The organism is Dysosmobacter sp. Marseille-Q4140, assembly GCA_018228705.1.
Lineage (GTDB): Bacteria > Bacillota > Clostridia > Oscillospirales > Oscillospiraceae > Oscillibacter.
The window spans coordinates 773,468-798,474 of record CP073694.1; the positions used below are offsets into that span (position 1 = coordinate 773,468).

The window sequence follows — 25,007 nt, forward strand, 5'->3', positions numbered from 1 at the left end:
CCTTTCAAAAATCTCGCACATGATCAAAGTGTTCAATTAGGGCATCTTTCTGGAGCGCATCGCCTGGCAGGGCATCCAGGATACCCCGCAGGGCCATATAGATTTCATCCCGCTCCTCGGTTTCGATAAAGCCCATCTTGTTGAAGGTCTGGGTATAGGCTGCCACCGCATCCAGTGCCTGGGGCTGGGCGTCCTCACCTGGCTCAGCGGCCAGCTTCATCAGCTGGGAACGAGTCTTTCGATATTGATTGGCTGCCTTTTTCGCAGCAGAAGCAGGGATATGCTCCGCACCGTCCCAGCCCCGGAAGGGATTGTCCAGGTTTTGCGCCAGCCACTCCGGTTTCCGGGCCTTAGTGATCCGCAGATCCATTCCCGGCTTGCTTTTCCAGAGCTGCTTTGCCGCTTTTGCCGCCGTCTCCGGCAGGCTGGTCATCCAGAACCAGCGAAGCTCCGGCATCTGCTCCGGGGTGGGGATGTCAGCTGCGCCGAAGCCGAACAGGTCGAAGGTGGAGAGGTTCGTCAGTTCCCGGAACCCTCCCACGGCGGAGAAGTTCCCCAGGTTTCCCGGCGCGCCCCAGAGCCGCAGTTCCTTCAGGTGGGGATGGACAGCAGCCAGTCCGGTCAAATCAAAGTCCTTCAGCTCGATGCCATGCAGCCCCCGTAGGTTCGGCAGTTCCGTGTGTGGGCGGTATTCCCCGATAAATTGGAGGGTCAAACCGCTGCCATCTTCGGGGGCATGGATTGCACAGGCGTCCGGCCCCTTGTTCTGGAATAGGAGCTGCTCCGTTCCCTCACACAACCACAGCTCCTCCAGCCCGGTCATGTCCAGCATCAGCTTTCTGATGCTGGTGCCCCGCAGATCAAGCGTCCTCTGACCGTGGTTCAGCAAAGTCACTTCATCAACGAAAGGGGTTTCCCGCAAATACTCCAGCAGATCTGGGTGCCACCGCTCGCAGGTAAGGTCGGAGAGGCAGGGCAGCGCCTTTAGTTCCAGCGCCGAATTGAATGGCGCGTACTGATCCATCACCCGATGACTGTTGACCTTCAGCGGGATACCGCCGATCTCCGTTTGCCCGTCGCTTTCTATGGCCTCCTTGAAGGCCCGCCGCCGTTCCTCCGGGATGGCCTGCCACCGGATCTGGAGGTACACATCATAGCCGTCACTCCAGCCGCCGTAGGAGCGGCAGGGCTGGTCGGTGAAGGGCTGAAGTGTGCCCACCAGCTTATACTGGGGCGGGACCTCCACCGGCACCCGCAGCAGATGAAGGTCACGGGGCCAGTACATGAAGTCCTTGTAGAGCGGGCGGAGATGGGGCAGTTCCTCCGCGGTCAGAGGGGCGTCACCCGCCCAGTCCAGAGAGAGGACCACCGCCCAGGGCTGCTCACTCACCGTGTCCGGCGGCGCAATATAGGCCACCTGACAGGCGGTGTAGCGTTTCAGGTATTGGTTGTAGACCGTATAGACCTCTCCGGCGCTGACTTTCATGGCGCCACGCTCCTCTCATCCGTTCTTTCCAGATAGAATCCCCATACGCAGTTGGAGAACTCTCCAGCAGCAAAGCGGTGGATCTGCCCGTCAATCTCTACCTGCCAGACCTCGAAGGTATGGTCTTGGTGATAGATCGGGTCTTGGACTTTTACTCGCTTTCCGGTGGTTTGCCAGTCGTAGTCAAAAATATTCACACCGAACAATTTGCATTGACCGTCTGGGCCAACGGTTTCATATTCCCAAGCCATGTAATGCCTCACAATCCTGTTCGCTGCCAGCCGTCCAGCCGCTCCTGAATCCCGTCGATCATCCAGCCCTCGCCCACACGCTTCATGAGGAAACGACGGTCAAAGCCCGTGTTTTTCTCTCTGGTGTAGATGTAGAGCTTGTTCTTAGTGATCTGCTCCGCGTCAAGGAATTCTTCCCCGTTGTAGGTGCCCTGGGCACTGTATGAGAGGCCCAGAGGCCGATAGCCCGAACGGGGCTTTTCGCTCACATACTTCTCCCAGATCGCCAGCAGGCGGGGCACAGCCTCGGCATCTTCAAACCCGGCCTGCTCCATGTACTGCTCCCATTCTGTCATTTCCGCAAAGAAAGCGGACAACACCCTGCGGCATTCCGCCGCAGCCTGTTCATCCAGCTGGACGGGCTTTTTGGCCTTTTCCCGCTGGAGCTGGGAGAAGTGTTCCATCTGCTCCTTGGTGAATTGCACATGGGCCACCGGCTCGATGCGGCTGTTGCCGGCGATGGCCAGCAGGCCCTCATAGGTAACGGCGGTATGGTCGATCTGGATGTGGGAGAGTTTGGGGATGGAGGCCGCCTGGAGCAGACCGGCATCATCCAGCCCGGTGCGGTTGAGGGTCAGAAGGTCCAGCTTGCAGCCTTGCAGGGCGGACAGACCGCTGCCGCGGATGGCGGCATTGCCGTCCAGCAGCAGATAGCGCAGCTTGGGCATAGCGGAAAAAACAGGGAAACAGGCGTCGGTGAGCGCACCGTCCTCCACCCCGAAGTTGGCCATGCTTTTATGCCCGGCAAAGGGGGCAAGCAGTTCATCGGTCACCGGATAGCCTTTCACATGAAAGCCCACCAGGGTGTAAGCGGCCAGCTGCTCCATGATCTCTGCGGTTAGCTCCGGGACTTCAAATTGCTTTTCTCCGTCTAAGGTCAGGACACCGCTCTCCCAGTTCACTGTCCGCGCCCGTTTTGGCCATGCCATCGCTGTTTCCCTCCTTACGCCTGCTCCTTGTAGCTGGCTTCAATGTTGATGAAGCGCACATACACGGCGCAGATTTCACCTTTTGCGTCATAGCCGAAGTAGACCGGATAGTAGCCGTCCCCCCAGCCAGAGGCAAAGATGGGCAGATTGCAGTCCGTGTCAGGCACCGTCCAGTTGAGCCAGTCGCCGCAGTCTCCCTGATATTTGGGGTGGGCTTTGGCGTTTTCCTCCAGAAGATCGCAGAACAGGTCGTTGTAGGGGTCGATGTCCGGGTCTTCCTCCAGCCGCTTGGCCCAGTATGTCTTGAAGGCCGCCTGGGTCTGGATGTCCGCAACGCAGCCCATCCCGGCGTCTACGCCAAAGCCAAAATAATCGTCCTCGCCCAGTTCCTCGTCCAGATCCTCTTTGCCGGTCATGCCCAGCTCATAGCGGACAGGCCTTTCCCGGCTGATCTCCACCTTGACGCAGGCGTAGCGGTCGCCGTATTTCTCACTGGGCACCACGCAGATCTTTACCGGATAAGTCCCGGCAGGAATGGTCTGTATAAAGGGCGGCGTGTCCTCCAGCTCCACCAGCGGATCGCAGGCGAAAATCGTCCCGGTGGGGAAATGGACGGCACCAATGTCCAGCACAGCCACTTCCCTATTCCCAATCACTTTCTCTGTGAAATGAGCGTCTAAGTCAGCTTTGCAGGAGAGTTTTTCCTTGATGGATTCGTATTTGTTCAGCCATTCGGCAGTCGGCATGGTAGTTTCCTCCTGTTGATTTGGTTTGAGGATAAGTCAGCTCTCTACAATGCGGACCTGTTTTCCTCCAATTTCAATTTCCAGTTTTACACCGTAGTCCGCCGCCCACGCAGGGCACTTGCTGAGCAGGGCCAGGATGCGCTCATCCGGCTTCTGGCCAAGGGTCACACGCAAAATCACGGACCAGTCCCCATATTCCTTTTGAAACTCCTCACTCTGGGTGTGGTTCAGATAGCCCTCCATCTTGTCGAGCAGGGCCTTCTGCGTTTCCGGGGAGCCGTCAATGAAACCGTTGCAGACGAGGACCATCAAAACTTCCTTTGTTTCGGGTTTTTCCGCCAGAATGTCGATCTTACCCAGGTCGCCAAACATATTTTCAATGGACATCGTCGTCACCAGTCCCTTTCCCGGATGGCCTCCTCGGTATCAATGGGGATGCCAAACCACGCCAGAATGTAGGCCACATTTTCCGCAATGCATTCCCGTGCCACCGTTTCGATCTCGCTGTCGTTCTCGTCAAACTCCTCCTGGAGATCATTGATGCCGCAGACCGCCTCGTCCAGCGTCTCCTGCACCGCTTCGGTGTCGGTTTCGCCGCTCTCCAGCAGGTCGATGACCTTCTGAAGCTCGTCCTTTACCTTGTCCACCAGAAAGGCAGGATAGTAATCGTCCTGATACATCTCGTCCAGCAGTTTGTAATTGGGGTCAAATGCTTTCATAGGGATTGCTCCTTTCTCATTCAAACATCAGGCCGTATGATTCGGTCAGGCTGCCATCATCCTCATGGAAAATACACTGATACAGAGGCTGGCGCTGTGTTGCTTTGCGGAATCGCTCCAGAACCGGTGCCAGCGGCTCATTGGTAGGGATGCCGAGAGCATCAGCTACCCGCCGCCAGCTGTCCATATCCATATCTTCCAAGTTGATGTTGCGCTGCCTCTGTCCGTATTCCTCCAGTGTTTTGGAGTCCGCATACTCCTTTGCGTCACAGCAGTCGTGCCAGCAGATGCAGCTCACAATCAGTGAAAAAAGGTCATCCATGCTCTCAGCCAGACGGCCTGCCTCACCTTCGCTGCTGTAATAGCCGATGGAGCCATCTTCCAACAGGTGGTATTCTCCGCCGGAGCCATCTCTGGCAAAAGCCATGCCGGGCAGTGTGAAGGTTGCTCGGCCGTCCGCCTCATCCCTCGGAGACAACTCATCCAGCAGGAAGAAGTCAAAAAGGGAATCAAACTCCTCTGCTAGATCAGGGTCATCACGCAGTGCTTTCAAATAATCCATAGCCGTATTCCTCCGTCTACTGTTCTGGCTTTAACTCATGCAGCCTTTCCAGCCACAGCGGTTCTTCAATCATCTCATCGTTTTGGTAAAAATGGTTTTTGTCACGGGCCAGATGATCGGCAAGCGGTGGTGCGTCTGGCGGGGTGCATACCGTAAAACTGTCCCGATCCGCCCCCTTAATCTCCCGGTTGAGGTAGTACACCCGCCTGGCATCATGGGAATACCAGTGACCGAGCAATTCCCATGAGGGCAGATCCGCCTTGGGAAGCTGCTTACCGTAAGCATAGATTCGTTTCTCATCCCTGGCAAAATAGGTATCGCCCAACGAGCGGAAAGAGGAAACTTCCGCGCCCTTGATGATCTTCATCTTGCCGTCCCCATTATGGAAGTAGACCTGATGACCGTCTTTTGCATATCCCTGGGGCGCGCCCGAATCGTTCTGGCCATTGTCCAACACCTGGAAGGCTGCCAGCTCTACATCTGGGATTCTCCCGCTGGTAGTGTAGACGGCTGTTTTATCCATTGCGTAAGCATAGTTTAACACCCGAAACGATGCCGGGTCTGCTCCACGCAGGCGAATCCCACCGAGAAAGCAGGCCGTAGAGGATTTGCCCCAGTAATGCCAACAGCAGAAGTCTTTGGGCGAAACACCCTTCAACAAGCCGTTTTCATATAGGCCAGAGAAATAAACGGCTCCATCCCGAAGGAAAAATTCGTTGTCCACCGGCTCTATGTTTGTGATCGGCTGCAGCAGTTCTTCGTGATGATCTGTTATGCTCAGTTCGATTTCGTTGTCGCTATAAACTAAGTAGAGCCCATGAGGGGCCTTTCTATCGAAATGCAGTTCAATGTCATGATATTTGAGGATCAAAGGTTTCCCGTCACTTCTCATGGTGGAAACAGCATCGGGATTCCCGAAGATTTCTATGACCTCATCCTGCGACATTCCGAATTTCAGCGGTGAAATGTCCCGCGGATTCTGCAATATTTGATTGCGCCAAATAGTAAAGTCATGTTTCATAGTTTTCCGTCCAGTGCCTCAACTGTTTTCATGGCAGCGGAATCAAATCTGCACTGCCGCAGATCCCGCTCAATCAGGGCAAACACATCTGGAAAGCACTCAATCTCATCCTGGTACTCATATTTCGCATACAGTTTCCCGTACTCGGAGATCCAAACCTCCGCCGGGTAGTAGTAGCCGATATGACCGATAGGCTGGCATTTTTCACCGGCAGCCTGTTCGATTTCCGCCAGCTCACAGCCGGACATATCACGAAAATAGGCTTCTTCCAAATGGTTTTTGATCCCGTTGACCAGGTAAGGGAACAAAGCGAATTGGAAGTCAGCCGCCCAGTTCAGTTTTTTCTGCTCCAGATACCACTCACAGCACAGGCCGAAATACTTGCGGTAAAACCGCTGGGTGGTCTTCATCATTGGGACGCCATGATCGGCGTAATACTTCTCCGCAATGGAGATGTCCACTTTTCGCCCTTCCTGCCATCCGGCGTACTCCATCAGCTGCTTGACCTTGCTTTTAAGATCGCCGGAAATGGGGATGCGTTCTTTGATCATGGTGGTTACCTCCATTACCAGGTTTCAGACAATTACAACTCTGCCATAAACTCATAGGAAACAGCAATGATGTTGTAAACATCATCGTATGTAAACAGCCGGTAGTGCCGATAGATGCCTTTGTCAAAGTCCTCCCGCACCGGCAGAGACTTCAGCCAGGTGCTGTCCTCGATCAAATCGAAGGAGCTGCCATCCAGATACTCCGTCCCAGCCAGACTTTCATAGGTGTCCAATTCACAGGCAAAATAGGCCAGCACCTGCCGGAAGGTGAGTGTGTAGGGAAACCAGTCTTTTTCGTCCCTGTGCTGGGAAACCAGATGGCCATTGATGTCTCCCGTAAAGGTCAGATTGTTCAGAGCATCCTGTTTCACCTGGTCCAGATAGAGGCAGTCCCGTCCCTTCAAAACACCTAAGCAGGTATTAACAGCAGCCGCTTTTCCCATAGGTAACTCTCTTTCCTCAGCTCTCATGGGTGATACAAAAAATCTCCTTGTTCAAGTCAAAGTAGATTACCATCAGCTCGTCGGTGATCTCCGGGTTGAAGGACAGATCCATAATGAAAACTTGTTGATCCATCTCGTCATCCACCAGACTGCCGAACCGCTTGAGCTTCAAAAAGTCCACCATCTCGGCAAAGGACAGCTTGGATGGGTCGGTTCCCGGAAAAAGTTCCGCCGCAATATCCGGGCCTACATCGTCCCGGTGGAACTCCATGAAAAATGTCACAACGCTATGGTAGCGGCTGTCCTCGTCCGCCAGCGCTGCTTTGATGGCGGCTTTGGCCTTCTCCGCCAATTTCTCCGCCTCATCCAGCATTTTTCCCACCGTATCCATGGCAGCAGGATCGCCGGTCAGTTCTTCCTCTACATCGAAGATAAAGGGTAGTCCCGATTCCTTGGGAAAGTTGAAGATTTCTTCGCCGGGGGTATATGTAAAATCAATGCGTTTACAGTTCAGCTTCATAGGGATGCCTCCTCATTGGTATTCCAGATGGGGTAATGGGATTGGCGAATAGACTACTGTATCTCCATCATTATCCATTTTGAGAATGACAGCAAATTCCGCTATATTGCTCTCCTGTCCCTTTGGGAGAGGAAAGATCATTGGGGGGCAACGCAAGGCAGCATGGTTCGTGGTTTTATTCCAATCCTCCATGGCCGCAGATAAAATGGCATCAATGTGTGCCAATACCTTCTCAATAGAACCCGCTGATATATTGTAAAAAGCGGGGTTTTTATGATACTGCTCTGTGATGAAGTTTTTATAGGTTTGCACTGGCATAAAGCAAAATTCCCAATCAAGGGGATGCAGCCCAAGCCAGTACTCATGCAGTTTCATAGGCGTCTCCTTACCCCTCAATATTGGCAGTTTTGAGGCCCTTTTTCAAGGAGCCGTAGACCGTCACCGCATGGTCAGTGAACATCTCGTCGCAGTCAAACCAGGCGGTGAAGCTGCCGCCGGAGGTGACGGACAGGCTCGTCAGGCTGATCCGCCGGGTAAGTTCTTCCTCTGTGATGGGGTCTGTTTCCGGATCGCGGGGGTTTTCCTCATCCTGGGAAAGCCAGTTGTTAGCCAGTTCGGTCAGGTTCTTTGCTGCAAGCTCCCGCATGGCTTTGTCCCAGGTTTCACAGTCGGCCAGCAGCTTCTTGGCGGCACTGCGGGCACGGGTCCAGGATGGCTTGCTCTCAGCATTGACCTCCAGAGAAAGGCTCACATCCTTTCCGCACCACTGGATTTCGCCCTCGAAGGTATCATAGTCCTTGTCCAGCGTCAGTTCTCCCAGCACCTGGTCCTGGATCACCACCGGCTTGTGGTACTCGTCCAGAACGGCCTGAAGTTCCGGGCAGTCCTCATGGGCATTGACTATCTCGGAGATACACCAGGGGCGCACCACCAGATCTTTTGCCCGTTCTTCTTTCATCCGGCGGATCTTCAGGCGACAGATCTGCTCCTTGCCAAAGCGTCCCCAGCCCTTGTCGCTATTGCGTTCCTCCTCGATGACCGGCCAATCCAGTCGCTCCTCTTTGGTGCTGACCTTGCCAGTGTCACAGAACACGATACCCAGCGTCACAACGGTCATTTCCCAAAAGTTGCCTTTCCAGTTATATCCGCCCCCAATGCAGCGATTGATCAGAGCGACCACTTCCTGCTCCTCGGGCTCGTACATCTCATAGAATTCTTCAAACATATGTGCAGCCTCCTTTACAGCAGTTCCAGCACCTCGGCAGCGGGCTTGGCAAACTCTGCCGGGACTTGCTCCAATACATCCTGGTAGGCTTTCACTGCTTGCCAGGAGTAGTAATAGAAGCTGTAGAACAGGTCATCGGGGAAAACCTCGTTCTCCTCGTAGCGCATCTCATCTTCTTCCTCGTCGTATTCCTCCGACCACAGATATTCTTCCTTCAGCAGATTGGAGAACAGCGGCAGCGCCTCGGCGTGCTCCATCTCATCCCCGTCGTGGAAGCACTGGAGGATGCAGGAGAAGAAGTCCAGCAGCTCCCCGGCCAGGAAATGGGCTGCGGGGTTCTGCCCGCTGTCTGCGAGGGCCTTCTCCAGAATTCGGCACAGGAACACCATGCCAAAGGGGGTAGCGTGCCACAGGGTACTCTGGTGCTCCATGTTGGTGGTAAGCTCATAGAGAGACTCTTTGACGGACGCCAAATCACGCATCTGCTCCAGCACAGCCAGGTGGGCGGGAAACTCCGTCCCCCGGCCATAGGCGGTGGTGAGCCGGTGCCACGGGACATCCGTGACTTTGAGATGGGTGATGTAGGTTCTGTTTTCTTCTGTCATGTTGCCGCCCTCCTTATCCCGCCGTCTGGCTGCGGTATTCCTTCTCCAGCGCGGTGTACCACCGTTTCAGCATGGTTTCAAGACTGGTTTTTCCTTTGCGATCTGTAAAAACGAGAAACTTCTGCATCAGTCTGGGGAACAGATATTTGCCCGCTTCTGTCAGATCCTGATTGAGATAGACCATCTGCAGGATACGGCCATGCCGGTCCAGAGGGTTCTTTTTCAGCAGCTCCTTTTCAAAGCAGAAGCGCAGAAACACCACATTCTCGTCGTAAAAGTCCTCCACCACAGCCGCGCCAATGCTGGTGTAGGTGATGTCGTACACCAAACGGCTCCAGTCAAATTTCTCGGCATAGAGCAGTTTCAGCGCCTTTGCCCAGTGTTCCTCCGGGATCACCAGCATCCTGTGCTGGGCGGTGCTGGAGTATCCGCGATAGACGGGTTCCGGCTGTCCCAACAGCTCACTCACGCTGTCGGCGTAGACGAAGCACAGTTCCTCATCGAACAGGCCTCCGATAAAGTTGCCATTGCAGTACAGCATATAATTCTTGGACTTGGCCGGAGAATAAGAGAGGCTGTATTCCTGCGAGTCCAGGTTTTTATGTACCTTGTTCAGAAAGTCTATTGATGTCATGGCTTTACTCCTCAAACTCACCCTCGATCATCCCGTTCAGATACCGTCCGGGATCTGCGATGAAGTCATCCCATTTGGCCAGAGGGTGGAATTCCTCATGCTCTATGTCCAGATACCACAGCTTTTTGTCCCTGGGGCTCCACAGCAGCAGATAGTCGCTGTAGTTGTCCATCTGCACCATCAGGGAGAGCAGCTTCTTCCGTTTCCAGGTCATCTCCTGCACATCCATGAAGGAGTAGAGCTCCGCCCACTTCACCCATTTCTGATCCGGGAACTCCAGCCGCAGGGGGCCGGTCTTCAAGTATTCCACCAGCTTGGCGGGCAGTTTGTAGGGCATGAGCTGCCGGATCTTTTCCTGCTCGTTGTGCCATTCCTCCGGTTCCAAGGCCTTCAGGTAGTGGGCCAGCTCCTGATTCTTGTTCTGCACCACCACGGTGTAAGGCCGGTCGCCGTATTTGTCAGCAATGGTGATGTCGGCTCCCTGCTCCACCAGCCAGCGCACCATGGGAAAATTGTTAGAGCGGGCGGCCTCGGTAACGGGGGTGGAGGCATAAGGGAACACCATGTCCGGTTTGTGGTAATTGATATCCGCCCCTTTTTCCAGCAGCAGTTTGGCAAGCTCGGCCTGTCCATCGGACACAGCCGCCCGGAATGCCTCGCCGCCAAACTTGGATACGGAGATCCCGGCTTTCTCCAGCACGGGGATATTCTCCGGGCGTTTGCCCCAGCGCACTTCCTGGAAGGCCCGCTCTTTCTGCTTCGGGCTGAGTTTTGCGGCCTGTCCAGCAAAGAGTGCCACCACCTCTGGCCCACAACAGCGGGCGGCGGTGAGCAGCAGGGGCTGTTCCTCTGCCAGACCGGGATCAGCTCCATGCTCCAGCAGGAAGTGGATCATGGGCACATCATTCCGAAAAACCGCGATCTCCAATGGCATCAGCTTGATGTATTCGCTGAGCTGGATGGGAACATCTAAATCCAGACCGCCCTGGAGCAGCGCCTCCAGCTTGGGAGTGTCATGGTCACAGATGGCGGCAGCCGTTTCCGGGAGGGTCTCCCAGCGGCCAATATATGCAATTTGGTACATAAGGCACCTGCTTTCTCGACTTGTACTCATTCATCCCCGAACCGCTCAGCAGCGTCTTTGTAAACAGTGATGCTCTTAGCCACCTTCTTTTTCTGGCTACGGATGCGGAAATAGTCCCACAGAACGCGCTTCAGTTCCGGGTTCTCCACCTTGAGGGGCAGCAGGCTGATGAACATTTCGTCGTAGCTTCCATATAGCACACCGCCCCGGTTGTAGGTCTGCCATGTCACCGTAGGTTTGCGGCCCTCCGGGTCCTTGGCCAAATCAAAGAGCCACCGCTCATCCAGATCCACATAGCGTTCAATCATAAACCTTGTGTCATAGGTTCCATAGCTATAATCCCCCCAGAAAATCAGAGCGATCATTCCATCCGGGCCCAGGCGTTCATAGGTCCAGTCTTCCGGATAACAGCGGTAATGGAGCATTCCCAGCGCATGGAACAAATAGCCTTTTTGCGGCGTATCCAGAAGGGGTGAATAGGTCTCGTACACCTGCTCCTTGGGCTGGGTGATGATCGCCTTCATAAAGACCGGCATCAGCCAGCTGCCGCCATAGTGTTCATTCAGTTCATCAGCCAATGCTTGCAGTCGCTCATCCGGGTTGCGGATCAGGGAGGCGGTCAGCACCACAGCGGGAATTTTCTCTTTTTCCTTTGGTGTGGCATCCCAAATGCGAAGCCCGTCCGTAATCCACCAGGAGGTACAATCATCATCAGAATAAACAGGTGTGCGTTTCAGCTGGGCGATCCGCTGGGTGTTTTCCGCCAGGAAGCGGTAGACCTCCAGCATTTTAGGCGAGGCTTTCCCCAACATCAAATGGAAACAGAAGTTCAGTTGTTCGATATCCAGCGGCTTTGTGTCCCCCTCGTCCAGCAGCTGGGAGAGGGTCTTCAGAATAACTGGGGCAATCTGCTCCGATACACAGTCGGAACAGGCATCCGACATGATATTGCTGCCCATCCATTTGCCCTTGACCAGTTTGGCCCACAGTGGGGCAGCAGGGGCATACTCCAGCTGCGCCAAAGCCTTCTGAGCAGCCGTTTTGCATTTGCCCTTTTCTGTATTCACAAGCTGGAACAGCAGTTCGCCGTTTGCTTCATCCTTGCCCAGCTCCAAAATGGCCTGTTCTCGCTTTACGCCCTTGGGAGGCAGTTGTTCCAAAGTCATCATTCATTTTCTCCTATCCCACAATGGTGGTTTCCTTGACGGCCAGATTGTCGTAACCCATGGCAATCCGCTTCCTGGCAGTTTCCGGCTCGGCCGAATAAACGACCGCATATACTTACTGCTTTTTCTGGCAAAACTCTTTCACATAATCGTATATGCTCTTTATCCCGCCATCGGTTACTGTATTAAATAGGCCATAAGGTTCGTTTTCCAGCTCCTTTTCTGCAAGGAGCATTGCCTGGCGGAAATTCCCTTCTGCGATTTCACACAGTACGACATTCAATCGTGCGGCCGGCGCAGTATCATGGAGAATCTCCGCTTTGAAGTCGGAGACTGTACTGCAGCGGCTATTATGGTCTTGAATGGACTTGTTAAACCGACAAAACGCCTCATTCATGACCAAGGTTGCTGCGTCCACCGTGGGGACAGGTAGTTCCATTTCCTGGATGATATGAGCGGAAGGGGAATGTGCCGCTGTGATATGGAAACTAAATGGTTTCTTCCGGGCTACCTCACCCATTTCATATACATCCCAAAAGACATTGTCAATGACGCATGGCTTTGTGGAAACGACTGCTCTTATGGCAGTACCACGCCGGACAGGGGGCGCAGATAGAAACACTTCATATAAGAAATCACCCAGGACCTTATAGGCGCAGTCTGAAACCACTTTGAAGCCATGCTCTCCGGCAACTACTTTTAGGTTTTTGGAAATCATCGCGCTTAATTCCTTGACTGCCTTCTGCTCCTGCCGTGTCATGCTATTTTCACCTCGTCCAGCTCCAGAATGGCTTTTTCTCGCTTTACGCCCTTGGAGGGCAGTTGTTCTAACCTCATCATCTATATTATCAATTACTCTTTATTTTTGTATGCTCTGTATCCGCCAATGCACACAATCGCAAACAACATCGGTACTGCTGCATAACCTGCATTTGCTGTTCCGTTTGATAGGAATACATAGAACGCACCAGCAAAGGTCAGGATTGTTAAGAGAATAGAAAGTACCAGCAATAACTTTTTCATAGCAGTGATTTCCTATCCCACAATGGTGGTCTCCTTGACGGCCAGATTGTCGTAATTCATGGCAATCAGCTTCTCGGCGGCTTCTGTGGTACACATGAACCAGGTGCTCACGCCCCAGGCATCCATCCTTGTGACGGTGAAGAAGTCGGTTTCGGCGGGAGAGGGATTTCTGGCGTCAAGATAGCGGTCGGAATAGAGGTAGACCAGATCCACCTCCCGGTCCGGCAGCCACTTGGCCCGGCGCGCACGCGGTTTACCATTTTTCAGAGTCTTTTCTCTGGGGTTCTCAAACCACGCCAGTTCCTTGATCTTCAGACCGGTGAAGGTATCCATGAGCCGCTGGGCAATCTCCCGGTGGGTAAATACTCCGCAGTCCCAGGAGCCCATCAGCCATGTCTGTATAAAGTCGCCCACCTTGCTGCCAGGAGCAGGCGGCCCATAGACGCTCTCGTCCGCCCACATGACCTCCATCTTTTCACATTGATCTGGCCGGGGACAGGACTTCTCGTTGCCGTATCGGTACATGATATTCACATAACCGAAGTCCTTGCCGGTTCGGTCATGACCGACGGCTTCCACTTTATAGGCAGTTATGGACATTGCAGTTCCACCTCCTGAGCCAGTACAAATCCGCACAGCCCAAGGGAAGAGTCGATGACAAATACCCGGATGTGCTCCCGTTCCATGCGCTTCCGCAGTTCCTCGATGCTGCAGCAGGCGGGAAAGCCGTAAGAGATGGTCCCGCCCAGCAGGTCTTTGTACTGCTGGAAAAACCTGTCCACGGTGATCTCGTCCATGCCGAAGAGGATGTTGTCCTGAATCACATTTTCAAACCAGTGGGCCAGCAGGCCGGTGAAGCGAACGGATACTTTCTCTCCGGTCTCGGACTGGGTATCCATGTGCAGTGTGTGGGCTTCAAAGTCAGCGCAGTAGCGCAGGACTCTGTTGTCGTGCAGGCCATCAAAAGAACAAATCAGTGTACTCACAGGGATTCCTCCTCGTCCATGAGCTGCTCCTGGACCTCTTTGGGCAGGTCGTTCCATAAAATGTCGTATGTAAAATCCGGAATCTCCGGGTAACACTCCCGCGCAATCTTTTCTGCCGTCTCCCGATCCAGGTAGTGCATCTCTTGGTGGAAAAAACAGTTGAGCTTTTCCATCAGCCGATAGAGGCGGATCTGTTCTTCTTGGGTCATGGGGCACCTCCTCGGATTAGCAAAGGATAGAGTAGCTGTACTTACGCCAGCTCTGCGTCCAAAATCTGGACTTGTTTTCCTTCCTCGTTCACATAGTAAAGTGCGATATAGTCGATGCCGTCCCGCTTGACCTGTTCCCAAGGCATACGCTCGCCATTGATCAGTTCCACAGTATCCGCCTCATCCGGTTCGAAATCTTCTTTTTCGTCCTCGTAATCCACGCTGTACCCCAGCTCCAGCACCAGCTTGGAGGCGGGGATCTCATACCGCTTGAGGGGACGGTGTTCCAGCTCGGATGGATCATGTTCTTCGCAGAACATATTGTCGTAGCCATGCCGCCCGCCATCAAAGATCACGAACTCCTCGCCGCTGGCCGGGTCACGGGCCGCCACAAGTTCGGGAGCGAAATAACTGGGAACAATATATAGCTGTGGTTCTGCGTTTAAGGTCAACAGGTCACCGTAGTACCAAACCTCCAGCAGTTCATTGCCAGTGGTAGAACACAATGTCACGGTGGGCAGGCGTTTCTGTGCCCACTCCTTCACATGGCCGGTGAGCCAGGTAGGATATTTTTCGCTCATCGTTCGTCCTCCTTACAGCACCCAGGACATGATGCTGGTCACAATCAGCACGATTCCCAGTAGGAAGAAGATCACCCGCCTGGAGCCGCGGCCATAGCGGTGAGAGTCCGGCTTACCGGTGGGGTCGCACATCCAGTTCCAATTCAGAATTGAGCCAGCCACGGACACAATGCCCATGATCAAAGTCACCCACTCCCAGTGTGCCTGTAAAAAAGCTGTGATCTGCTCACCGTTCATTTAAGTTTCCTCCTCTGCTTATCCCTGTATATCAGCGTCAACGGGGCCTTTTTTCAGCGTTCCATCCACAGTGATCACATGGCCCCAGAACATATCGTCGTCTTCATACCAGGCGGTAAAACGCCCACCAGGGGATACTGTAAACTCGGTGAGCAGGATGCGCCGGGCGAACTCATCCTCCGTGATGGGGGCTTTCTCCGGATCTCGGTCAGTCTGGTCATTGTCCGCCAGCCATTCGTTGGCCTGGGCAGTGAGCTTCTGGGCAGCCATCGTCCGCAGGGACTTATCCCAGACTTCCTGATCTGCCACCAGTTTCTTCATCACATTGGTGACGCGGGTCCAGGACGCTTTCTTTTCAATCTCCACATCCAGTGAGATCTGGACGTCTTCTCCCATCCACCGGCAAGTCCCGTTGAACATACTCATTTCACGATCCAGCGTGAGGGTCCCCAGCACTTCGTCCTCCAGAAGAATGGGCTTTGTGTACTCCGCCCAAATCTCCTCCAGTGCCGGACAGGGTACGCCTTCCTCCAGCACCTCCGTGACATACCACTGGGGTTCGTTGAGGGCATCACCTTTCCAGCCGCGGGCCTTGATCCGGTAGATCTGGCCCTTGGCAAACCGCTTGGAATAGTCGCTGGCTTCCCGTTCCTTGTCCGTCAGCGGCCAGGTCAGGTAGCATCGGCCGGAGATCACCTGTCCGGTCTGGACATCCGCCATGGCGAGGGCATGGGTATGTGCCGTCCAGAAAGTATCCAGAAAGGTTTTGTCTGCGCTGGTGCCGCTCTGGATCAGCACCAGCTTTTCCTCGTCGTCTGATGCGTATCGGGCAATAAAGTCCTTGACCGTTCTCTTCTTCATGGCGTTCTCCTTACGCAAATACTTGCTGGTATTTCTCCTTCAGTTCCTTCGGCGCCGACTCGATGACCTTGCTGCCACCGTTTTCGGAGGACGGGCCCCAGATGGCCCAGAGCACGTCACGCCACAGGTAGGCCAGCGCCCTTTTGTCATTGCCGGATTCTTCCGGCAGGTAATATTCCAGATGCCCTTTGATCTCCAGCAGAGCATCCAGGCTCTCCTCATTGGCGATCAGGGCGCGGAACTCCTTTGCGGGCTTCAGATTCTGCATGGACTGTACTCCGTGGACCAGCACCGGCAGGGACTGGGCAGTGAACCCGTACTGCTTGAACAGAATATGCAGGAACTTCTCCTGCAAAGAGGAGTGCTCGTCATCACATCGATCCAGGTAATCGCACACCAGCCGCCACCACTTCGGCCCTTCCAGTCCCAGGGCGAACACGGCAAAGGTGCCAGGCATAGCACAGGCTTCGTCCGCAAGGTTTTGGTACCACTCAAACTCCCGCATAGCCAGACGAGCGTATCGCTCCATAGCTGGATGCAGATTGGGGTGCTGCACAGCGCAGGCAAAGAGCTGATTGACTCCTTTCTTGGGCAAGCCGGGAATGGGCAGATAGATTTTCTCCTTTCCTCTGAACTCCACCGAGTAACTGCGGGGGAATTCCTCCTGCTCCAGCACCGCGCACAGGTAGTCCAGGATTTCACCATAGCACTCCTGGGAGGAGTCCCTGGCGGTGATGCGGATAGTAGCAAACGCATCATTGGCCGATGCGGTGAAATGCTCCGTCTTACGTTGCTGGATGTCCTTTGGTAATTTGCCGCTGCCGGCTGTTTTCAGCTGCTTCACCATATCTGGGCGAAGCTGGGAAACCAGGCCGAGAATGTGTTCAGTGGTGAGGGATTCAAAACTCTGCCCGTACACGGTATGGCAGATAGCCACATAGCAGGCAAAGCGCAGTAGACCTTCATCCACATCCTCCGGGCGCAATTCCGGCTGCATTGTGCAGGGCGGAAAGACGGTAAAACCATCTTCCCGCTCTCCCACAAGGAAGTAGCGTTCCTGCACCTGCTTTTCTATGTACTTCTCCAACTTATAGCGGATCTCCTGCCAGCCCACCAGTCGCCGCATGGCATCGCAGAGGGAAACTGCATCCTCGCAGGGAAATTCCTTCAACGGCAACCCGGTCAGATACCGCTCCAGCAGCTGATCCGGAAGAAACGGTGTCCCGTTGTGATTTCGCACAACAGTCGGGTAGGCGGAGTGATTTTCACGGGCGGTGCCGTTCAGCACATCCTGAATGCAGAGATCCGCCTCCGCCAGCACCTCTGGGGAAGTGTCTGGCTTGTGGATCAGATAGTAGCGGTCATGCACGCCGTCACGCTTTGGCAAACTCATGGTAAGGTCTCCTCTCAGGTCTGCTGGTGCTGCATGGATACGATGTGGCAGTCTGGGCAGAACTCCACATAGAGCGTGCCCTCCGCACAGTCAAACACCGTATCCCACTGAATCTGGGCCAGATATTTCATAGGTTTCCCGCAGTGGGGGCAGGTCGTATATTCCGCGTCCTGCACCCAGTTGGCAAAGCCGCCGATGGTGTTCACATCCTGGCAGGCCGCGCCGTAAAACAGAGGCACCGGCGTCTTGCCAAGCACAAAGGGATTTTCGGTAAGGGCCTTGTAGTCCTCAGGACTGACATAGCAATCCGTCTTCTCCGCCCCGTCAAAGAGCTCGGAAGGGAAGACCTCCACGCCGCCATCCAGGGTGAACCGGTTGAAGGCGGGGTCTTTGAGAAATCCCACACAGCTGGGGCAGCAGGTGGCGGTCAGGATGCCGTCCAGTCCCAGGAACCGGAGCCGCTCATCCCGGCCGTCCAATACCAGCATGTCCACCATGCGCCCGCCACAGTGGGGGCATGTGTCCTCCCTTGCCCGGCCAATGCGGACGGGAGATTTCTCGCCGGTGGTTCCTTTGACCATAGGATAGCAGGTATCGAAGTTGAGTTGGATTTTCTGGCCCTCCTTGTCGAAGGTCCAGCCGCCGATCTGTGCATAGCTGGATGGGTCCACATAGAGGCCCTTGCGCCAGGGCTGGGGATTTCGCTCCAGCTCCAGCAGCGTCTCCATTGCCTTGTCATCTCCCTGCATAGCAAGGCAACTCATCAGGTTGGAAGCCGCGCTGGAATATTCCGCAGACAACAGCGCATGAATCAGACCATCCCGCACATCGGCGGGAGCGTGATAATAGATTTCACACGGCCAGAACACCTCTGCGGCCAGTGCCGCCCGCTGAATCTCCGGGGTGATGGCATCATGGTACCCCAGCAGCTGCCAGAAGTCGGCGAACTCCGGGTCCTTCATATCAGCCAGCTGCTGGATGTTCTGGATCAGGTTTCTCTGCTTCTCTATGATTTGTTCCGGTGTCCAGGCAAGAGCAGCCTTTCGCTCCTGTTCAGATTTGCATTTCCAGCACAATCCCTCATAGCCCAAGGGTGTCCCACAGCCGGGGCAGGTGTACTTCAGTCTCATATTCTTTGACTCCTTTCCAAAGATAGAAAAACGCCCTGCGACACCCTGTCACTTGGACAGGCTGACGCAAGGCGTGAAAAGGCCGCGAGAGAGGAGCCACATCTACTGCCAGATGTGGTTTCCTCAACAGACAAGATAATTTCCTCATATATCAAAGATGCAGTAATTAACTGCGTTGTCATTCTCCTCATTATGTACCCTCTTGATTTATGGTCATGCCCAAGCGCCATTCCGACAAGGGGCATAACTCGAATAAATTATATCATATTGAAACGTGCCCCGAAAGGCTTATTTATGTTGGTGAGCCAAATTTACGTTTTGTTTACTATTGAGCCTTATTCAAAAAACTTTCTTCAATTATAATTCGCTAATCCACAGTCTATGTATTAACGTATCTGTATTGATGTGCCGCTAATCTTTATACTAAATCGTATCATCACAGAAAGGAGCGGTAGTCTTCCAAGATGATTGATAAGCGGATCGGGGAAAGGATTAAACAGTCACGCGAAAAACTCGGTTTGACCCAGGACCAGTTTGCAGAAAAGATTGGTTTAACAACCAACTATATTTCAACCATCGAAAGAGGGGCCGCATTTCCCCGTTATGACAAGTTGATAAGGATTATAAATGGCCTTGAAACCTCTGCTGATGCGATTTTTTGTGATGTAATTGTTCATTCCACAAAATACCGAACTACCAGGCTCTCAGAGGATCTTGATCAACTTTCACCCAAGGACAAACAAAGGATTCTTGAAACCTTAGAATTTCTTATCGCCCAAGCAAAACACAATCCAAATTGAATATATGATTATTCGCAGGGCTGCAGGGAATTCTTGCAGCCCTGTTTCTTCCTTTTTTTATATGCTATACTATGGATTAGCGTCATATACTATAACTCTAATACATAGGTGGTGTAATCAATTTTATGAGCGATGGAATTATTAGAAATGAAGTTCAAAAATGCAACTCAAATCCACAAGGAAAAACATGTGCATTCTCGGGGCACCGTCCACAAAGTCTCCCATTTGGTTATTGTGAGTCAGACATGCGTTGTATGCTGTTGAAGAAGGAACTGGAAAAAACAATTATCCAATTAATCTCCAACAATGATGTAACTCATTTCATCACAGGAATGGCATTGGGGATAGACATGTATGCAGCGGAAATTGTTCTGAACCTAAAATCACAGTACCCAAGCATTACCCTTGAATGTGCGATTCCCTGTGAAACACAGGCAACAAAATGGAGTGAAGCATATCGGAATAGGTACTTTCGAATTGCAGCAAACTGTGACAAGGAAACGATGCTTCAAAAGCACTATTCAAAAGATTGTATGCAGAAGAGAAACCGATATATGGTTGACCATGCAGACGTTATTCTTGCTGTTTGGAATGGTAGCCCCAGTGGTACCGGAATGACTGTGTCGTATGCTCGAGCAACAGGGAAACCTGTATGGATTCTAGATCCCAATACCCTTTCCGTCCATATTGACAACTAATTGTGTCCCCCCTCTGCTTATAAGTGGATTATAAAATACTTGCGCCATTTTATCAACACTATTGGTATGTTTTCAACGCTATTTGTTTGTGTATACTTCTTTTGGCTCAACTTATACTATCAGTGATACAGCAATACTTATAGGAGGTATCATGATGGAGCTTGAGTCCATAGGGAGAAACATACGCAAGTTCCGTCACTTAAGAGAACTTCGCCAAGAAGATTTAGCAGAGATGACGGGCCTAAGCACAAACTATATTGGCGCTCTGGAGCGTGGAGAAAAAATCCCATCTCTCGAAACTCTTATTGACATTTTGAATGCTCTTTCCACTTCTGCTGACATGGTTTTATGCGATGTTCTTGATGAGGGATACCGAATTAAAACATCTATATTGCAAGAAGAGCTGTCCAAAGTCTCTCCAAAAGATCGCATGATGATTGAAGATGTGGTCTCCGTGTTGATTCAGCATTCCACACGAGGCAAACGATAAACTGTTATTCGTCGTCATAAACATTCAAAAATGGATGTGATCCTGTATCAAGGGATCACATCTATTTTTACAATTCACCATCTCGAGAAGCATTGTAAGCTCGCTCCTCCTCATCCTCATCAAAGCAGTAGGGTCGGAGTTCACTTACGATACCGAGAGCCAATTGAAAGCCAGACCTGAAGGATTCCAGGGATATTTCATCTTGTAATTCGACACAAAGGTCTATCATTTTCAGCAGCTTTTCCCGGTCATCTCTACTCATCCCAGCTTTTAAGCTGAGACGAACACTCTCGATCTCCTCCTTGAGTTCTTTCAGCTCCGGCTCTTTGAAGAATCTCCGGTGCAGGGCTTGCATATAGTCATTCACATAATCGCCTCCTTTTCAGCGACACACATTATCACATTCCAGCAGCGGAAGCTATCAAACGCCAGTCGAGTTATCAGAAATTTAAGATTCATCGTACCCCTACCCTCACCCAATATCTAGATCGATTCGCCGATTCAGCTCCAACGGGTTGCGCTTTCTTGCTGGAAGTGATATAATCGGTTTCACTGAGGGCGAATGAGAGGCGATTGCATATGGAGAACCAGCAGGAGCGAACAGAAACCTTCTCACAGGCGAATCAAGTCGTGGAGGATGATTATCTCACCCCCTATTATTCTTCCTCTGATTATTGGGAGCTGCTTGCCGAGATGCGGATCTAAGCTTTTCCTACCCCATGTAGTTGTTATCCTCTGAATATAACCGTACCTTCTAATGGGCCTTCTGGATGGGCCATGATGACCCAGACCCCGGTCCAGCTAAAGATCGCAATCTTCCCTTTATTGATGCTGCCACAATGGTAGCAAGCAATTCTGAGGAAAGTATCAGGATACCCCAGGAAATAAAAAGCGGGGGAGCCGTGCTATTGAGCACGACTCCCCCGCTCTCCTATTTAACGAGAGTGCTTATTTTAAGTCCGAAGCCGGAAAGTCTGCGGTGCGAAACGATAGACCAGGATACTGGCCACAATGGAATAAACCACACAGAAGGCAATACACGCCACACCGAACACCAGAATCGGCAGCCGGAGGTTCATCATGGCATAGCATACCACATAGGTGAGGATCATCACGATGCGATAGGTCCCGCTCTTCATCTCTGTTCCAGCTGTATAGGGCTGAAGCAGGTAGTAGATGGTCAGGTAATGGATGGAGAAAAAGGCGCTCATAGCGAGGATCGTGACCACCAGCACCACATAGTTGAGGGGGTTGTCTGTCCCGCCGGAGACATAGAGGATCAGTGCGAGGCCGAATCCAATCACCAGCGCCGGAACTGCATTGACCTTCATGATTTCCCTCAAGCGGATCTGAAACAGCTTGAGCACAAACCCCGGGCGCTTATAGAATGAGTAGGTCAACAGACTGTGATCACAGTTCATAAACAGCGCCTGTGTGAAGCCAGTTCCCCGGTTCAGGATATACATGATGAATGCAAAGTAAGGAAGCCATGTCATGACCATGTCGTTGATATCCCCCTTAGTGCCCGGCTGTATGATCATAAGCAGCACCACACCACAAGTGAGGAATGTGCAAACATAAGCGATTCGCAGGGCGGATTTCCAGAGGATCTTCCGGTGCCGTTTGACAAACAGGTCGTTGAGATACTCAAAGCCCTTCTTCTGGCTGGTGATGGATGTGTCGGCGGTGATTTTCTTCTCATTCGCCGTCTTAACCGCCGATCTGGCTTTATCCATCTGGCCCGGGATCGAGACAAGCAGTTCCTGATTCATCTCCCGGTAGAAGCGGAAGGCCACCACTCGCCTAAAGCTCAGAAGGCCGGCTGGAATCCAGACCAGGAACAGCGCTGCCGAAGCCCAGAGCGGCAGGACAAATCCCATGGCGGGCGGCACATAGGCAAGCGCCAGCAGGAGCGCCGTCAGCAGCCAGGCTATCTTCTGCAGGTTGTTCTCGTTACGGACATAGCCGTGCTTCTCATAGTCCCGCAGGGAGTCGGCAGCTACCGTGATCTTCACACCGACCACACAGAACGGGATCAGCAGACACAACCACAGCGGGGCGCCGCGGTTCAGGCCGAACAGTATAGTGATGGGTAAGAACCCGACCACGACCTTCGCCAGCGCATAGCCGTAGTTGGTCAGGGTATAGTCTCGGGCGTTCATCCGCAAAAGGATCATGGCGTAGTACTTATCCCGGGTGGGGTTGAAGATGTTGGTATTCATGTATGAGCCAATCATCGTCAGAAAGAGCAGGATATGCAGGAAACCAGCGTCCTTCGGTACCCGTTCATAGAGGAGACCCACTCCAAAGACCATGGTGATGAAGTACAGGAACTTCCACAGGAAAATAGATACGATCTCCCACAATACTGAGAGCACATTGGCAAAGATCTTCAGCCCCCGGACTCGGTAGAGGGTCTCGGGCAGGAGCCGCTTCAAAAGCGGAATCTGTTTGAGGGAGTGTAGGATGCCGTTGACCCGGTATGTATTCTTCAGGGCGAATGAGATTCGCAGTGTTTTAAGCATGACTCTCCTCTTTCAGTGCCGAAATGATCTTCTCCTTGAACTCCTGGTCATCCAGGTTAGACTTCTCCACCACTTCAAGCTCCCCATGGCTGAGCAGCACGATTTCGTCGCACAGATCTAATGCCAGGTCTAGGATGTGGGTGGAGAAAATGGTGACCCGCCCGTCCTTCAGTGACCGGAGCAGGTTTTTCATCTCCTCGGCCACCACCACGTCTAAGGAAGTCAGCGGCTCGTCCAGAAGCAGAACATTCGGCTGCGCAATGATGTTGACAAGCATCTGCATCTTGTTCTTCATGCCGTGGGAATAGTCCTTCAGAAGCTTGTCCCGATCCTCTGGAGCAATGCTCATTTCATCAAAGTACTCGTCCAGTGACTTTGGATCCCGAATAGAATCGGCGTTAATTTCCATAAAGAATTTGAGAAACTCACGGCCGGTGAGGAACTCCGGCACAGTGGGCGTGGAAAGAACATACCCAATGTCCTCCGCCGCCACTTCTCGTCGAACTCCGTCCTCCTCCAGATAGAAACTGCCGCTGTCAGCCTTGATGTCCCGGTTCAGGCAGTTGAAGAGCGTCGTCTTACCAGCGCCGTTTCGGCCCAGAAGCCCGTAGATTCTCCCCTCCTCAAAGGTAAAGCCAATGTCTTTCAAGACTTCTTTTTGTTCAAAATTTTTAGACAAGTGCTCAATGACAAATTTCATAGGTTACTCCTAACTGTGTGATTCTTTCTCTAATGGCCTCACTGGATGCGAAAGCCGTTTGAGGTCTTCTGGAACACATAAGCCAGCATGGTGTCGTGGTCAGGAAATGTCACCGTCTCAAACCCTTCCTCTTGGTGGAAGGACACCACATGGGCCGTCCAGTTGATCCAGAGCAGCTGGGGCGCCTGCGCGCCGGCATCATCCATACTCGTCTTGCTCCTTATTCTCTTTTATTTCCAAAGTCATTCGGCCTATTTCACTACATGGGCACGCTTCTTACCAGCCTCTCAATCTCCTGCCGCAGTCCAGCCCCATCTTGTTCCGCCTGATTCGTCATCTGCCGCAGGTAGTCCAAGACCGCACAGATCTGTGCCCGGGTGTTCTCTACCTGCACCTGGGCCTGATTGATTCGATCCAGCACCGCCCAGTCAGCGAAGATGCCATCAAACACGTAGTCGGCCACTCGGAGGAAGCCATCAATATTGACCTGGAAATCGGCGCTGATTGTCACGTCAGCCAGTTCTGTTCGGAAGGACCGCAGCTGCGACTGCAGATATTCCACTGACGCCTGGGCTTCATCCAGCCGACTGTGCTTGGCAAGGTCGGCGATCAGGCCGCCGCCCACCAGGTCCCAGGTTCCCCAGTTCTCTGCACTGTTCAGGCTCTCCAGGATCTGGTCAGTTGTTGCCAGGGCGTTCTGTCCGGCAGCGGATGCCTCCTGCAGTTCCCGCTCCTGGCTCTCCAGATACGCAGAACGCTCTTCTAACCCCAGGATCTGCTCCGCCACGGCGCCGCCGGCGGCTTTGACCGCCTCAGTCTTCTCCCGAAGCAGCGCAGCGTACCGAGTCTCGCAGTCGCCCAGCGTGTCCAGCTCCGCCTGGCATCTGCCCAGGTCCTCCTCCACGCCAGCCAGTTCCCGGACCGCGGTGTCATACTGTACCCGGGCCGCATAGGCCTCCTGCCGCTCTTTCGACAGATTCTCATCCATTTTGCCAACGACATTGTAGAAGAAGGCGGCCAGACTCCGGCCCTCCAGCCGGTCAACATCAGCCTGCTCCTCCTGCATGGTCTGTTTCAGTTCCTCCGCCCTTGCAGTGTAGGTATCACGCTGGTGCCGCAGTTCGGCAGCCGTGGCCTCCAATTTCTTCTTGCGGGCACATTCGGCGAGCAGTTCTTTCAGTTGCTGGTCATAGTAGTTCATCCCTTGTTGCTCCTTTCCCTTCCTTATGCACAGCTTCTCTTTGTAAAAGAGGGCTTCACCTAACTGTGAAGCCCTCAGCCGCTGGATTGGAACGGGAGCCGTCCCTTCAGGCGGATCTCTTTAAGGACACCTGAACGCCCAATGTCCGGGCATAAGCGGGATTTCTCCGGAGGTTCTCCATCAATCTGATTG

At 53.1% G+C, this 25,007-nt stretch carries 33 protein-coding genes and 1 pseudogene; 3 read left to right on the forward strand and 31 right to left on the reverse strand.

Translation table 11 applies throughout. The annotated features are described in order from the left end of the window. Positions 1-4 precede the first annotated feature (4 nt). From KFE19_03730 to KFE19_03855, 26 genes and pseudogenes are all read right to left on the reverse strand, one after another. Complete coding sequence (locus tag KFE19_03730; GenBank protein ID QUO38631.1) at positions 5-1,486, reverse strand: hypothetical protein; 1,482 nt, start codon at positions 1,484-1,486, stop codon at positions 5-7. Continuing rightward, positions 1,483-1,737, reverse strand: coding sequence for a hypothetical protein (locus KFE19_03735; GenBank protein QUO38632.1), 255 nt, complete (start codon positions 1,735-1,737; stop codon positions 1,483-1,485). Before KFE19_03735 ends, KFE19_03730 begins: the two co-directional genes overlap by 4 nt. A gap of 8 nt (positions 1,738-1,745) precedes the next feature. Further along, on the reverse strand, positions 1,746-2,705 hold the full coding sequence (locus tag KFE19_03740; GenBank protein QUO38633.1) for a RhsIA family immunity protein: 960 nt from the start codon (positions 2,703-2,705) through the stop codon (positions 1,746-1,748). A 14-nt stretch (positions 2,706-2,719) separates the two neighbouring features. Then, positions 2,720-3,502, reverse strand: a pseudogene (locus KFE19_03745) (DUF4241 domain-containing protein). Positions 3,503-3,843: 341 nt separating this feature from the next. Then, positions 3,844-4,170 (reverse strand): hypothetical protein, encoded by a 327-nt coding sequence (locus tag KFE19_03750; protein QUO38634.1) that lies wholly within the window; start codon positions 4,168-4,170, stop codon positions 3,844-3,846. A 16-nt stretch (positions 4,171-4,186) separates the two neighbouring features. Continuing rightward, entirely contained in the window at positions 4,187-4,732 is a 546-nt protein-coding gene (locus KFE19_03755) for a hypothetical protein (GenBank protein QUO38635.1), read from the reverse strand. Between the two features lie 16 nt (positions 4,733-4,748). Continuing rightward, positions 4,749-5,753: a DKNYY domain-containing protein gene (locus tag KFE19_03760; GenBank protein ID QUO38636.1), complete on the reverse strand. Its 1,005-nt coding sequence runs from the start codon at positions 5,751-5,753 to the stop codon at positions 4,749-4,751. After that, positions 5,750-6,304 carry an SUKH-3 domain-containing protein gene (locus KFE19_03765; protein QUO38637.1) on the reverse strand — a complete coding sequence of 185 codons (555 nt, stop codon included), beginning with the start codon at positions 6,302-6,304 and terminating at the stop codon, positions 5,750-5,752. Before KFE19_03765 ends, KFE19_03760 begins: the two co-directional genes overlap by 4 nt. Positions 6,305-6,336: 32 nt before the next feature. After that, on the reverse strand, positions 6,337-6,774 hold the full coding sequence (locus KFE19_03770) for a hypothetical protein (protein ID QUO38638.1): 438 nt from the start codon (positions 6,772-6,774) through the stop codon (positions 6,337-6,339). Further along, positions 6,764-7,267 carry a DUF2004 domain-containing protein gene (locus KFE19_03775; GenBank protein QUO38639.1) on the reverse strand — a complete coding sequence of 168 codons (504 nt, stop codon included), beginning with the start codon at positions 7,265-7,267 and terminating at the stop codon, positions 6,764-6,766. Before KFE19_03775 ends, KFE19_03770 begins: the two co-directional genes overlap by 11 nt. 12 nt (positions 7,268-7,279) lie before the next feature. Then, a complete protein-coding gene (locus KFE19_03780; GenBank protein ID QUO38640.1) occupies positions 7,280-7,642 on the reverse strand; it encodes a hypothetical protein in 363 nt (120 codons plus the stop codon). 10 nt (positions 7,643-7,652) lie between these two features. Further along, the gene (locus KFE19_03785) at positions 7,653-8,492 is read right to left on the reverse strand and encodes a DUF2262 domain-containing protein (protein QUO38641.1); all 840 of its coding nucleotides are present in this window, start codon (positions 8,490-8,492) and stop codon (positions 7,653-7,655) included. 14 nt (positions 8,493-8,506) lie between these two features. Beyond that, positions 8,507-9,097: a hypothetical protein gene (locus tag KFE19_03790; protein QUO38642.1), complete on the reverse strand. Its 591-nt coding sequence runs from the start codon at positions 9,095-9,097 to the stop codon at positions 8,507-8,509. A 13-nt stretch (positions 9,098-9,110) separates the two neighbouring features. After that, entirely contained in the window at positions 9,111-9,731 is a 621-nt protein-coding gene (locus KFE19_03795; protein QUO38643.1) for a hypothetical protein, read from the reverse strand. 4 nt (positions 9,732-9,735) lie between these two features. After that, complete coding sequence (locus KFE19_03800) at positions 9,736-10,815, reverse strand: ankyrin repeat domain-containing protein (protein QUO38644.1); 1,080 nt, start codon at positions 10,813-10,815, stop codon at positions 9,736-9,738. Positions 10,816-10,841: 26 nt separating this feature from the next. Beyond that, positions 10,842-11,984: a hypothetical protein gene (locus KFE19_03805; protein QUO38645.1), complete on the reverse strand. Its 1,143-nt coding sequence runs from the start codon at positions 11,982-11,984 to the stop codon at positions 10,842-10,844. Between the two features lie 112 nt (positions 11,985-12,096). Then, on the reverse strand, positions 12,097-12,741 hold the full coding sequence (locus KFE19_03810) for a hypothetical protein (protein QUO38646.1): 645 nt from the start codon (positions 12,739-12,741) through the stop codon (positions 12,097-12,099). Positions 12,742-12,833: 92 nt separating this feature from the next. Then, positions 12,834-13,004 (reverse strand): hypothetical protein, encoded by a 171-nt coding sequence (locus KFE19_03815; protein QUO38647.1) that lies wholly within the window; start codon positions 13,002-13,004, stop codon positions 12,834-12,836. A gap of 12 nt (positions 13,005-13,016) precedes the next feature. After that, complete coding sequence (locus KFE19_03820) at positions 13,017-13,604, reverse strand: hypothetical protein (protein QUO38648.1); 588 nt, start codon at positions 13,602-13,604, stop codon at positions 13,017-13,019. Continuing rightward, positions 13,595-13,990, reverse strand: a complete 396-nt coding sequence (locus tag KFE19_03825; GenBank protein ID QUO38649.1) for a hypothetical protein — start codon at positions 13,988-13,990, stop codon at positions 13,595-13,597. The genes KFE19_03820 and KFE19_03825 overlap by 10 nt, the downstream gene beginning before the upstream one ends. Then, positions 13,987-14,199 (reverse strand): hypothetical protein, encoded by a 213-nt coding sequence (locus tag KFE19_03830; GenBank protein ID QUO38650.1) that lies wholly within the window; start codon positions 14,197-14,199, stop codon positions 13,987-13,989. The genes KFE19_03825 and KFE19_03830 overlap by 4 nt, the downstream gene beginning before the upstream one ends. Positions 14,200-14,240: 41 nt before the next feature. After that, the gene (locus KFE19_03835; GenBank protein ID QUO38651.1) at positions 14,241-14,780 is read right to left on the reverse strand and encodes a hypothetical protein; all 540 of its coding nucleotides are present in this window, start codon (positions 14,778-14,780) and stop codon (positions 14,241-14,243) included. Positions 14,781-14,792: 12 nt separating this feature from the next. Then, entirely contained in the window at positions 14,793-15,017 is a 225-nt protein-coding gene (locus tag KFE19_03840) for an immunity 17 family protein (GenBank protein QUO38652.1), read from the reverse strand. A gap of 18 nt (positions 15,018-15,035) precedes the next feature. Continuing rightward, positions 15,036-15,878, reverse strand: a complete 843-nt coding sequence (locus KFE19_03845) for a DUF2262 domain-containing protein (GenBank protein ID QUO38653.1) — start codon at positions 15,876-15,878, stop codon at positions 15,036-15,038. Positions 15,879-15,888: 10 nt separating this feature from the next. Then, on the reverse strand, positions 15,889-17,271 hold the full coding sequence (locus tag KFE19_03850) for a hypothetical protein (GenBank protein ID QUO38654.1): 1,383 nt from the start codon (positions 17,269-17,271) through the stop codon (positions 15,889-15,891). 14 nt (positions 17,272-17,285) lie between these two features. Next, complete coding sequence (locus tag KFE19_03855) at positions 17,286-18,401, reverse strand: hypothetical protein (GenBank protein ID QUO38655.1); 1,116 nt, start codon at positions 18,399-18,401, stop codon at positions 17,286-17,288. 464 nt (positions 18,402-18,865) lie between these two features. On the opposite strand from KFE19_03855, the gene KFE19_03860 reads away from it, so the two are divergent. The 3 genes from KFE19_03860 (at position 18,866) to KFE19_03870 (ending at position 20,389) form a co-directional block, all read left to right on the forward strand. Next, entirely contained in the window at positions 18,866-19,201 is a 336-nt protein-coding gene (locus KFE19_03860; GenBank protein QUO38656.1) for a helix-turn-helix transcriptional regulator, read from the forward strand. A 125-nt stretch (positions 19,202-19,326) separates the two neighbouring features. Next, positions 19,327-19,899, forward strand: coding sequence for a DUF1273 family protein (locus tag KFE19_03865; GenBank protein QUO38657.1), 573 nt, complete (start codon positions 19,327-19,329; stop codon positions 19,897-19,899). A gap of 154 nt (positions 19,900-20,053) precedes the next feature. Further along, positions 20,054-20,389, forward strand: coding sequence for a helix-turn-helix transcriptional regulator (locus KFE19_03870; protein QUO39515.1), 336 nt, complete (start codon positions 20,054-20,056; stop codon positions 20,387-20,389). Positions 20,390-20,456: 67 nt separating this feature from the next. On the opposite strand, the gene KFE19_03875 is transcribed toward KFE19_03870, so the two are convergent. The 5 genes from KFE19_03875 to KFE19_03895 all read right to left on the reverse strand — a co-directional run bounded on the left by KFE19_03875 (position 20,457) and on the right by KFE19_03895 (position 24,815). Then, positions 20,457-20,756: a hypothetical protein gene (locus KFE19_03875; protein ID QUO38658.1), complete on the reverse strand. Its 300-nt coding sequence runs from the start codon at positions 20,754-20,756 to the stop codon at positions 20,457-20,459. A gap of 586 nt (positions 20,757-21,342) precedes the next feature. Continuing rightward, the gene (locus tag KFE19_03880) at positions 21,343-22,914 is read right to left on the reverse strand and encodes a hypothetical protein (GenBank protein QUO38659.1); all 1,572 of its coding nucleotides are present in this window, start codon (positions 22,912-22,914) and stop codon (positions 21,343-21,345) included. Continuing rightward, complete coding sequence (locus tag KFE19_03885; protein ID QUO38660.1) at positions 22,907-23,614, reverse strand: ABC transporter ATP-binding protein; 708 nt, start codon at positions 23,612-23,614, stop codon at positions 22,907-22,909. The genes KFE19_03880 and KFE19_03885 overlap by 8 nt, the downstream gene beginning before the upstream one ends. 38 nt (positions 23,615-23,652) lie before the next feature. Beyond that, positions 23,653-23,820, reverse strand: a complete 168-nt coding sequence (locus KFE19_03890) for a hypothetical protein (GenBank protein QUO38661.1) — start codon at positions 23,818-23,820, stop codon at positions 23,653-23,655. A gap of 53 nt (positions 23,821-23,873) precedes the next feature. Beyond that, entirely contained in the window at positions 23,874-24,815 is a 942-nt protein-coding gene (locus KFE19_03895) for a hypothetical protein (protein ID QUO38662.1), read from the reverse strand. Positions 24,816-25,007: the final 192 nt, after the last annotated feature.

Excerpts from the sequence above, each read along its gene's own strand:
- KFE19_03730 (QUO38631.1), bottom strand. The coding sequence starts at position 1,486 with ATGAAAGTCAGCGCCGGAGAGGTCTATACGGTCTACAACCAATACCTG.
- KFE19_03735 (QUO38632.1), bottom strand. The coding sequence starts at position 1,737 with ATGGCTTGGGAATATGAAACCGTTGGCCCAGACGGTCAATGCAAATTG.
- KFE19_03740 (QUO38633.1), bottom strand. The coding sequence starts at position 2,705 with ATGGCATGGCCAAAACGGGCGCGGACAGTGAACTGGGAGAGCGGTGTC.
- KFE19_03750 (QUO38634.1), bottom strand. The coding sequence starts at position 4,170 with ATGAAAGCATTTGACCCCAATTACAAACTGCTGGACGAGATGTATCAG.
- KFE19_03755 (QUO38635.1), bottom strand. The coding sequence starts at position 4,732 with ATGGATTATTTGAAAGCACTGCGTGATGACCCTGATCTAGCAGAGGAG.
- KFE19_03760 (QUO38636.1), bottom strand. The coding sequence starts at position 5,753 with ATGAAACATGACTTTACTATTTGGCGCAATCAAATATTGCAGAATCCG.
- KFE19_03765 (QUO38637.1), bottom strand. The coding sequence starts at position 6,304 with ATGATCAAAGAACGCATCCCCATTTCCGGCGATCTTAAAAGCAAGGTC.
- KFE19_03770 (QUO38638.1), bottom strand. The coding sequence starts at position 6,774 with ATGAGAGCTGAGGAAAGAGAGTTACCTATGGGAAAAGCGGCTGCTGTT.
- KFE19_03775 (QUO38639.1), bottom strand. The coding sequence starts at position 7,267 with ATGAAGCTGAACTGTAAACGCATTGATTTTACATATACCCCCGGCGAA.
- KFE19_03780 (QUO38640.1), bottom strand. The coding sequence starts at position 7,642 with ATGAAACTGCATGAGTACTGGCTTGGGCTGCATCCCCTTGATTGGGAA.
- KFE19_03785 (QUO38641.1), bottom strand. The coding sequence starts at position 8,492 with ATGTTTGAAGAATTCTATGAGATGTACGAGCCCGAGGAGCAGGAAGTG.
- KFE19_03790 (QUO38642.1), bottom strand. The coding sequence starts at position 9,097 with ATGACAGAAGAAAACAGAACCTACATCACCCATCTCAAAGTCACGGAT.
- KFE19_03795 (QUO38643.1), bottom strand. The coding sequence starts at position 9,731 with ATGACATCAATAGACTTTCTGAACAAGGTACATAAAAACCTGGACTCG.
- KFE19_03800 (QUO38644.1), bottom strand. The coding sequence starts at position 10,815 with ATGTACCAAATTGCATATATTGGCCGCTGGGAGACCCTCCCGGAAACG.
- KFE19_03805 (QUO38645.1), bottom strand. The coding sequence starts at position 11,984 with ATGATGACTTTGGAACAACTGCCTCCCAAGGGCGTAAAGCGAGAACAG.
- KFE19_03810 (QUO38646.1), bottom strand. The coding sequence starts at position 12,741 with ATGACACGGCAGGAGCAGAAGGCAGTCAAGGAATTAAGCGCGATGATT.
- KFE19_03815 (QUO38647.1), bottom strand. The coding sequence starts at position 13,004 with ATGAAAAAGTTATTGCTGGTACTTTCTATTCTCTTAACAATCCTGACC.
- KFE19_03820 (QUO38648.1), bottom strand. The coding sequence starts at position 13,604 with ATGTCCATAACTGCCTATAAAGTGGAAGCCGTCGGTCATGACCGAACC.
- KFE19_03830 (QUO38650.1), bottom strand. The coding sequence starts at position 14,199 with ATGACCCAAGAAGAACAGATCCGCCTCTATCGGCTGATGGAAAAGCTC.
- KFE19_03835 (QUO38651.1), bottom strand. The coding sequence starts at position 14,780 with ATGAGCGAAAAATATCCTACCTGGCTCACCGGCCATGTGAAGGAGTGG.
- KFE19_03840 (QUO38652.1), bottom strand. The coding sequence starts at position 15,017 with ATGAACGGTGAGCAGATCACAGCTTTTTTACAGGCACACTGGGAGTGG.
- KFE19_03845 (QUO38653.1), bottom strand. The coding sequence starts at position 15,878 with ATGAAGAAGAGAACGGTCAAGGACTTTATTGCCCGATACGCATCAGAC.
- KFE19_03850 (QUO38654.1), bottom strand. The coding sequence starts at position 17,271 with ATGAGTTTGCCAAAGCGTGACGGCGTGCATGACCGCTACTATCTGATC.
- KFE19_03855 (QUO38655.1), bottom strand. The coding sequence starts at position 18,401 with ATGAGACTGAAGTACACCTGCCCCGGCTGTGGGACACCCTTGGGCTAT.
- KFE19_03860 (QUO38656.1), top strand. The coding sequence starts at position 18,866 with ATGATTGATAAGCGGATCGGGGAAAGGATTAAACAGTCACGCGAAAAA.
- KFE19_03865 (QUO38657.1), top strand. The coding sequence starts at position 19,327 with ATGAGCGATGGAATTATTAGAAATGAAGTTCAAAAATGCAACTCAAAT.
- KFE19_03870 (QUO39515.1), top strand. The coding sequence starts at position 20,054 with ATGGAGCTTGAGTCCATAGGGAGAAACATACGCAAGTTCCGTCACTTA.
- KFE19_03880 (QUO38659.1), bottom strand. The coding sequence starts at position 22,914 with ATGCTTAAAACACTGCGAATCTCATTCGCCCTGAAGAATACATACCGG.
- KFE19_03885 (QUO38660.1), bottom strand. The coding sequence starts at position 23,614 with ATGAAATTTGTCATTGAGCACTTGTCTAAAAATTTTGAACAAAAAGAA.
- KFE19_03890 (QUO38661.1), bottom strand. The coding sequence starts at position 23,820 with ATGGATGATGCCGGCGCGCAGGCGCCCCAGCTGCTCTGGATCAACTGG.
- KFE19_03895 (QUO38662.1), bottom strand. The coding sequence starts at position 24,815 with ATGAACTACTATGACCAGCAACTGAAAGAACTGCTCGCCGAATGTGCC.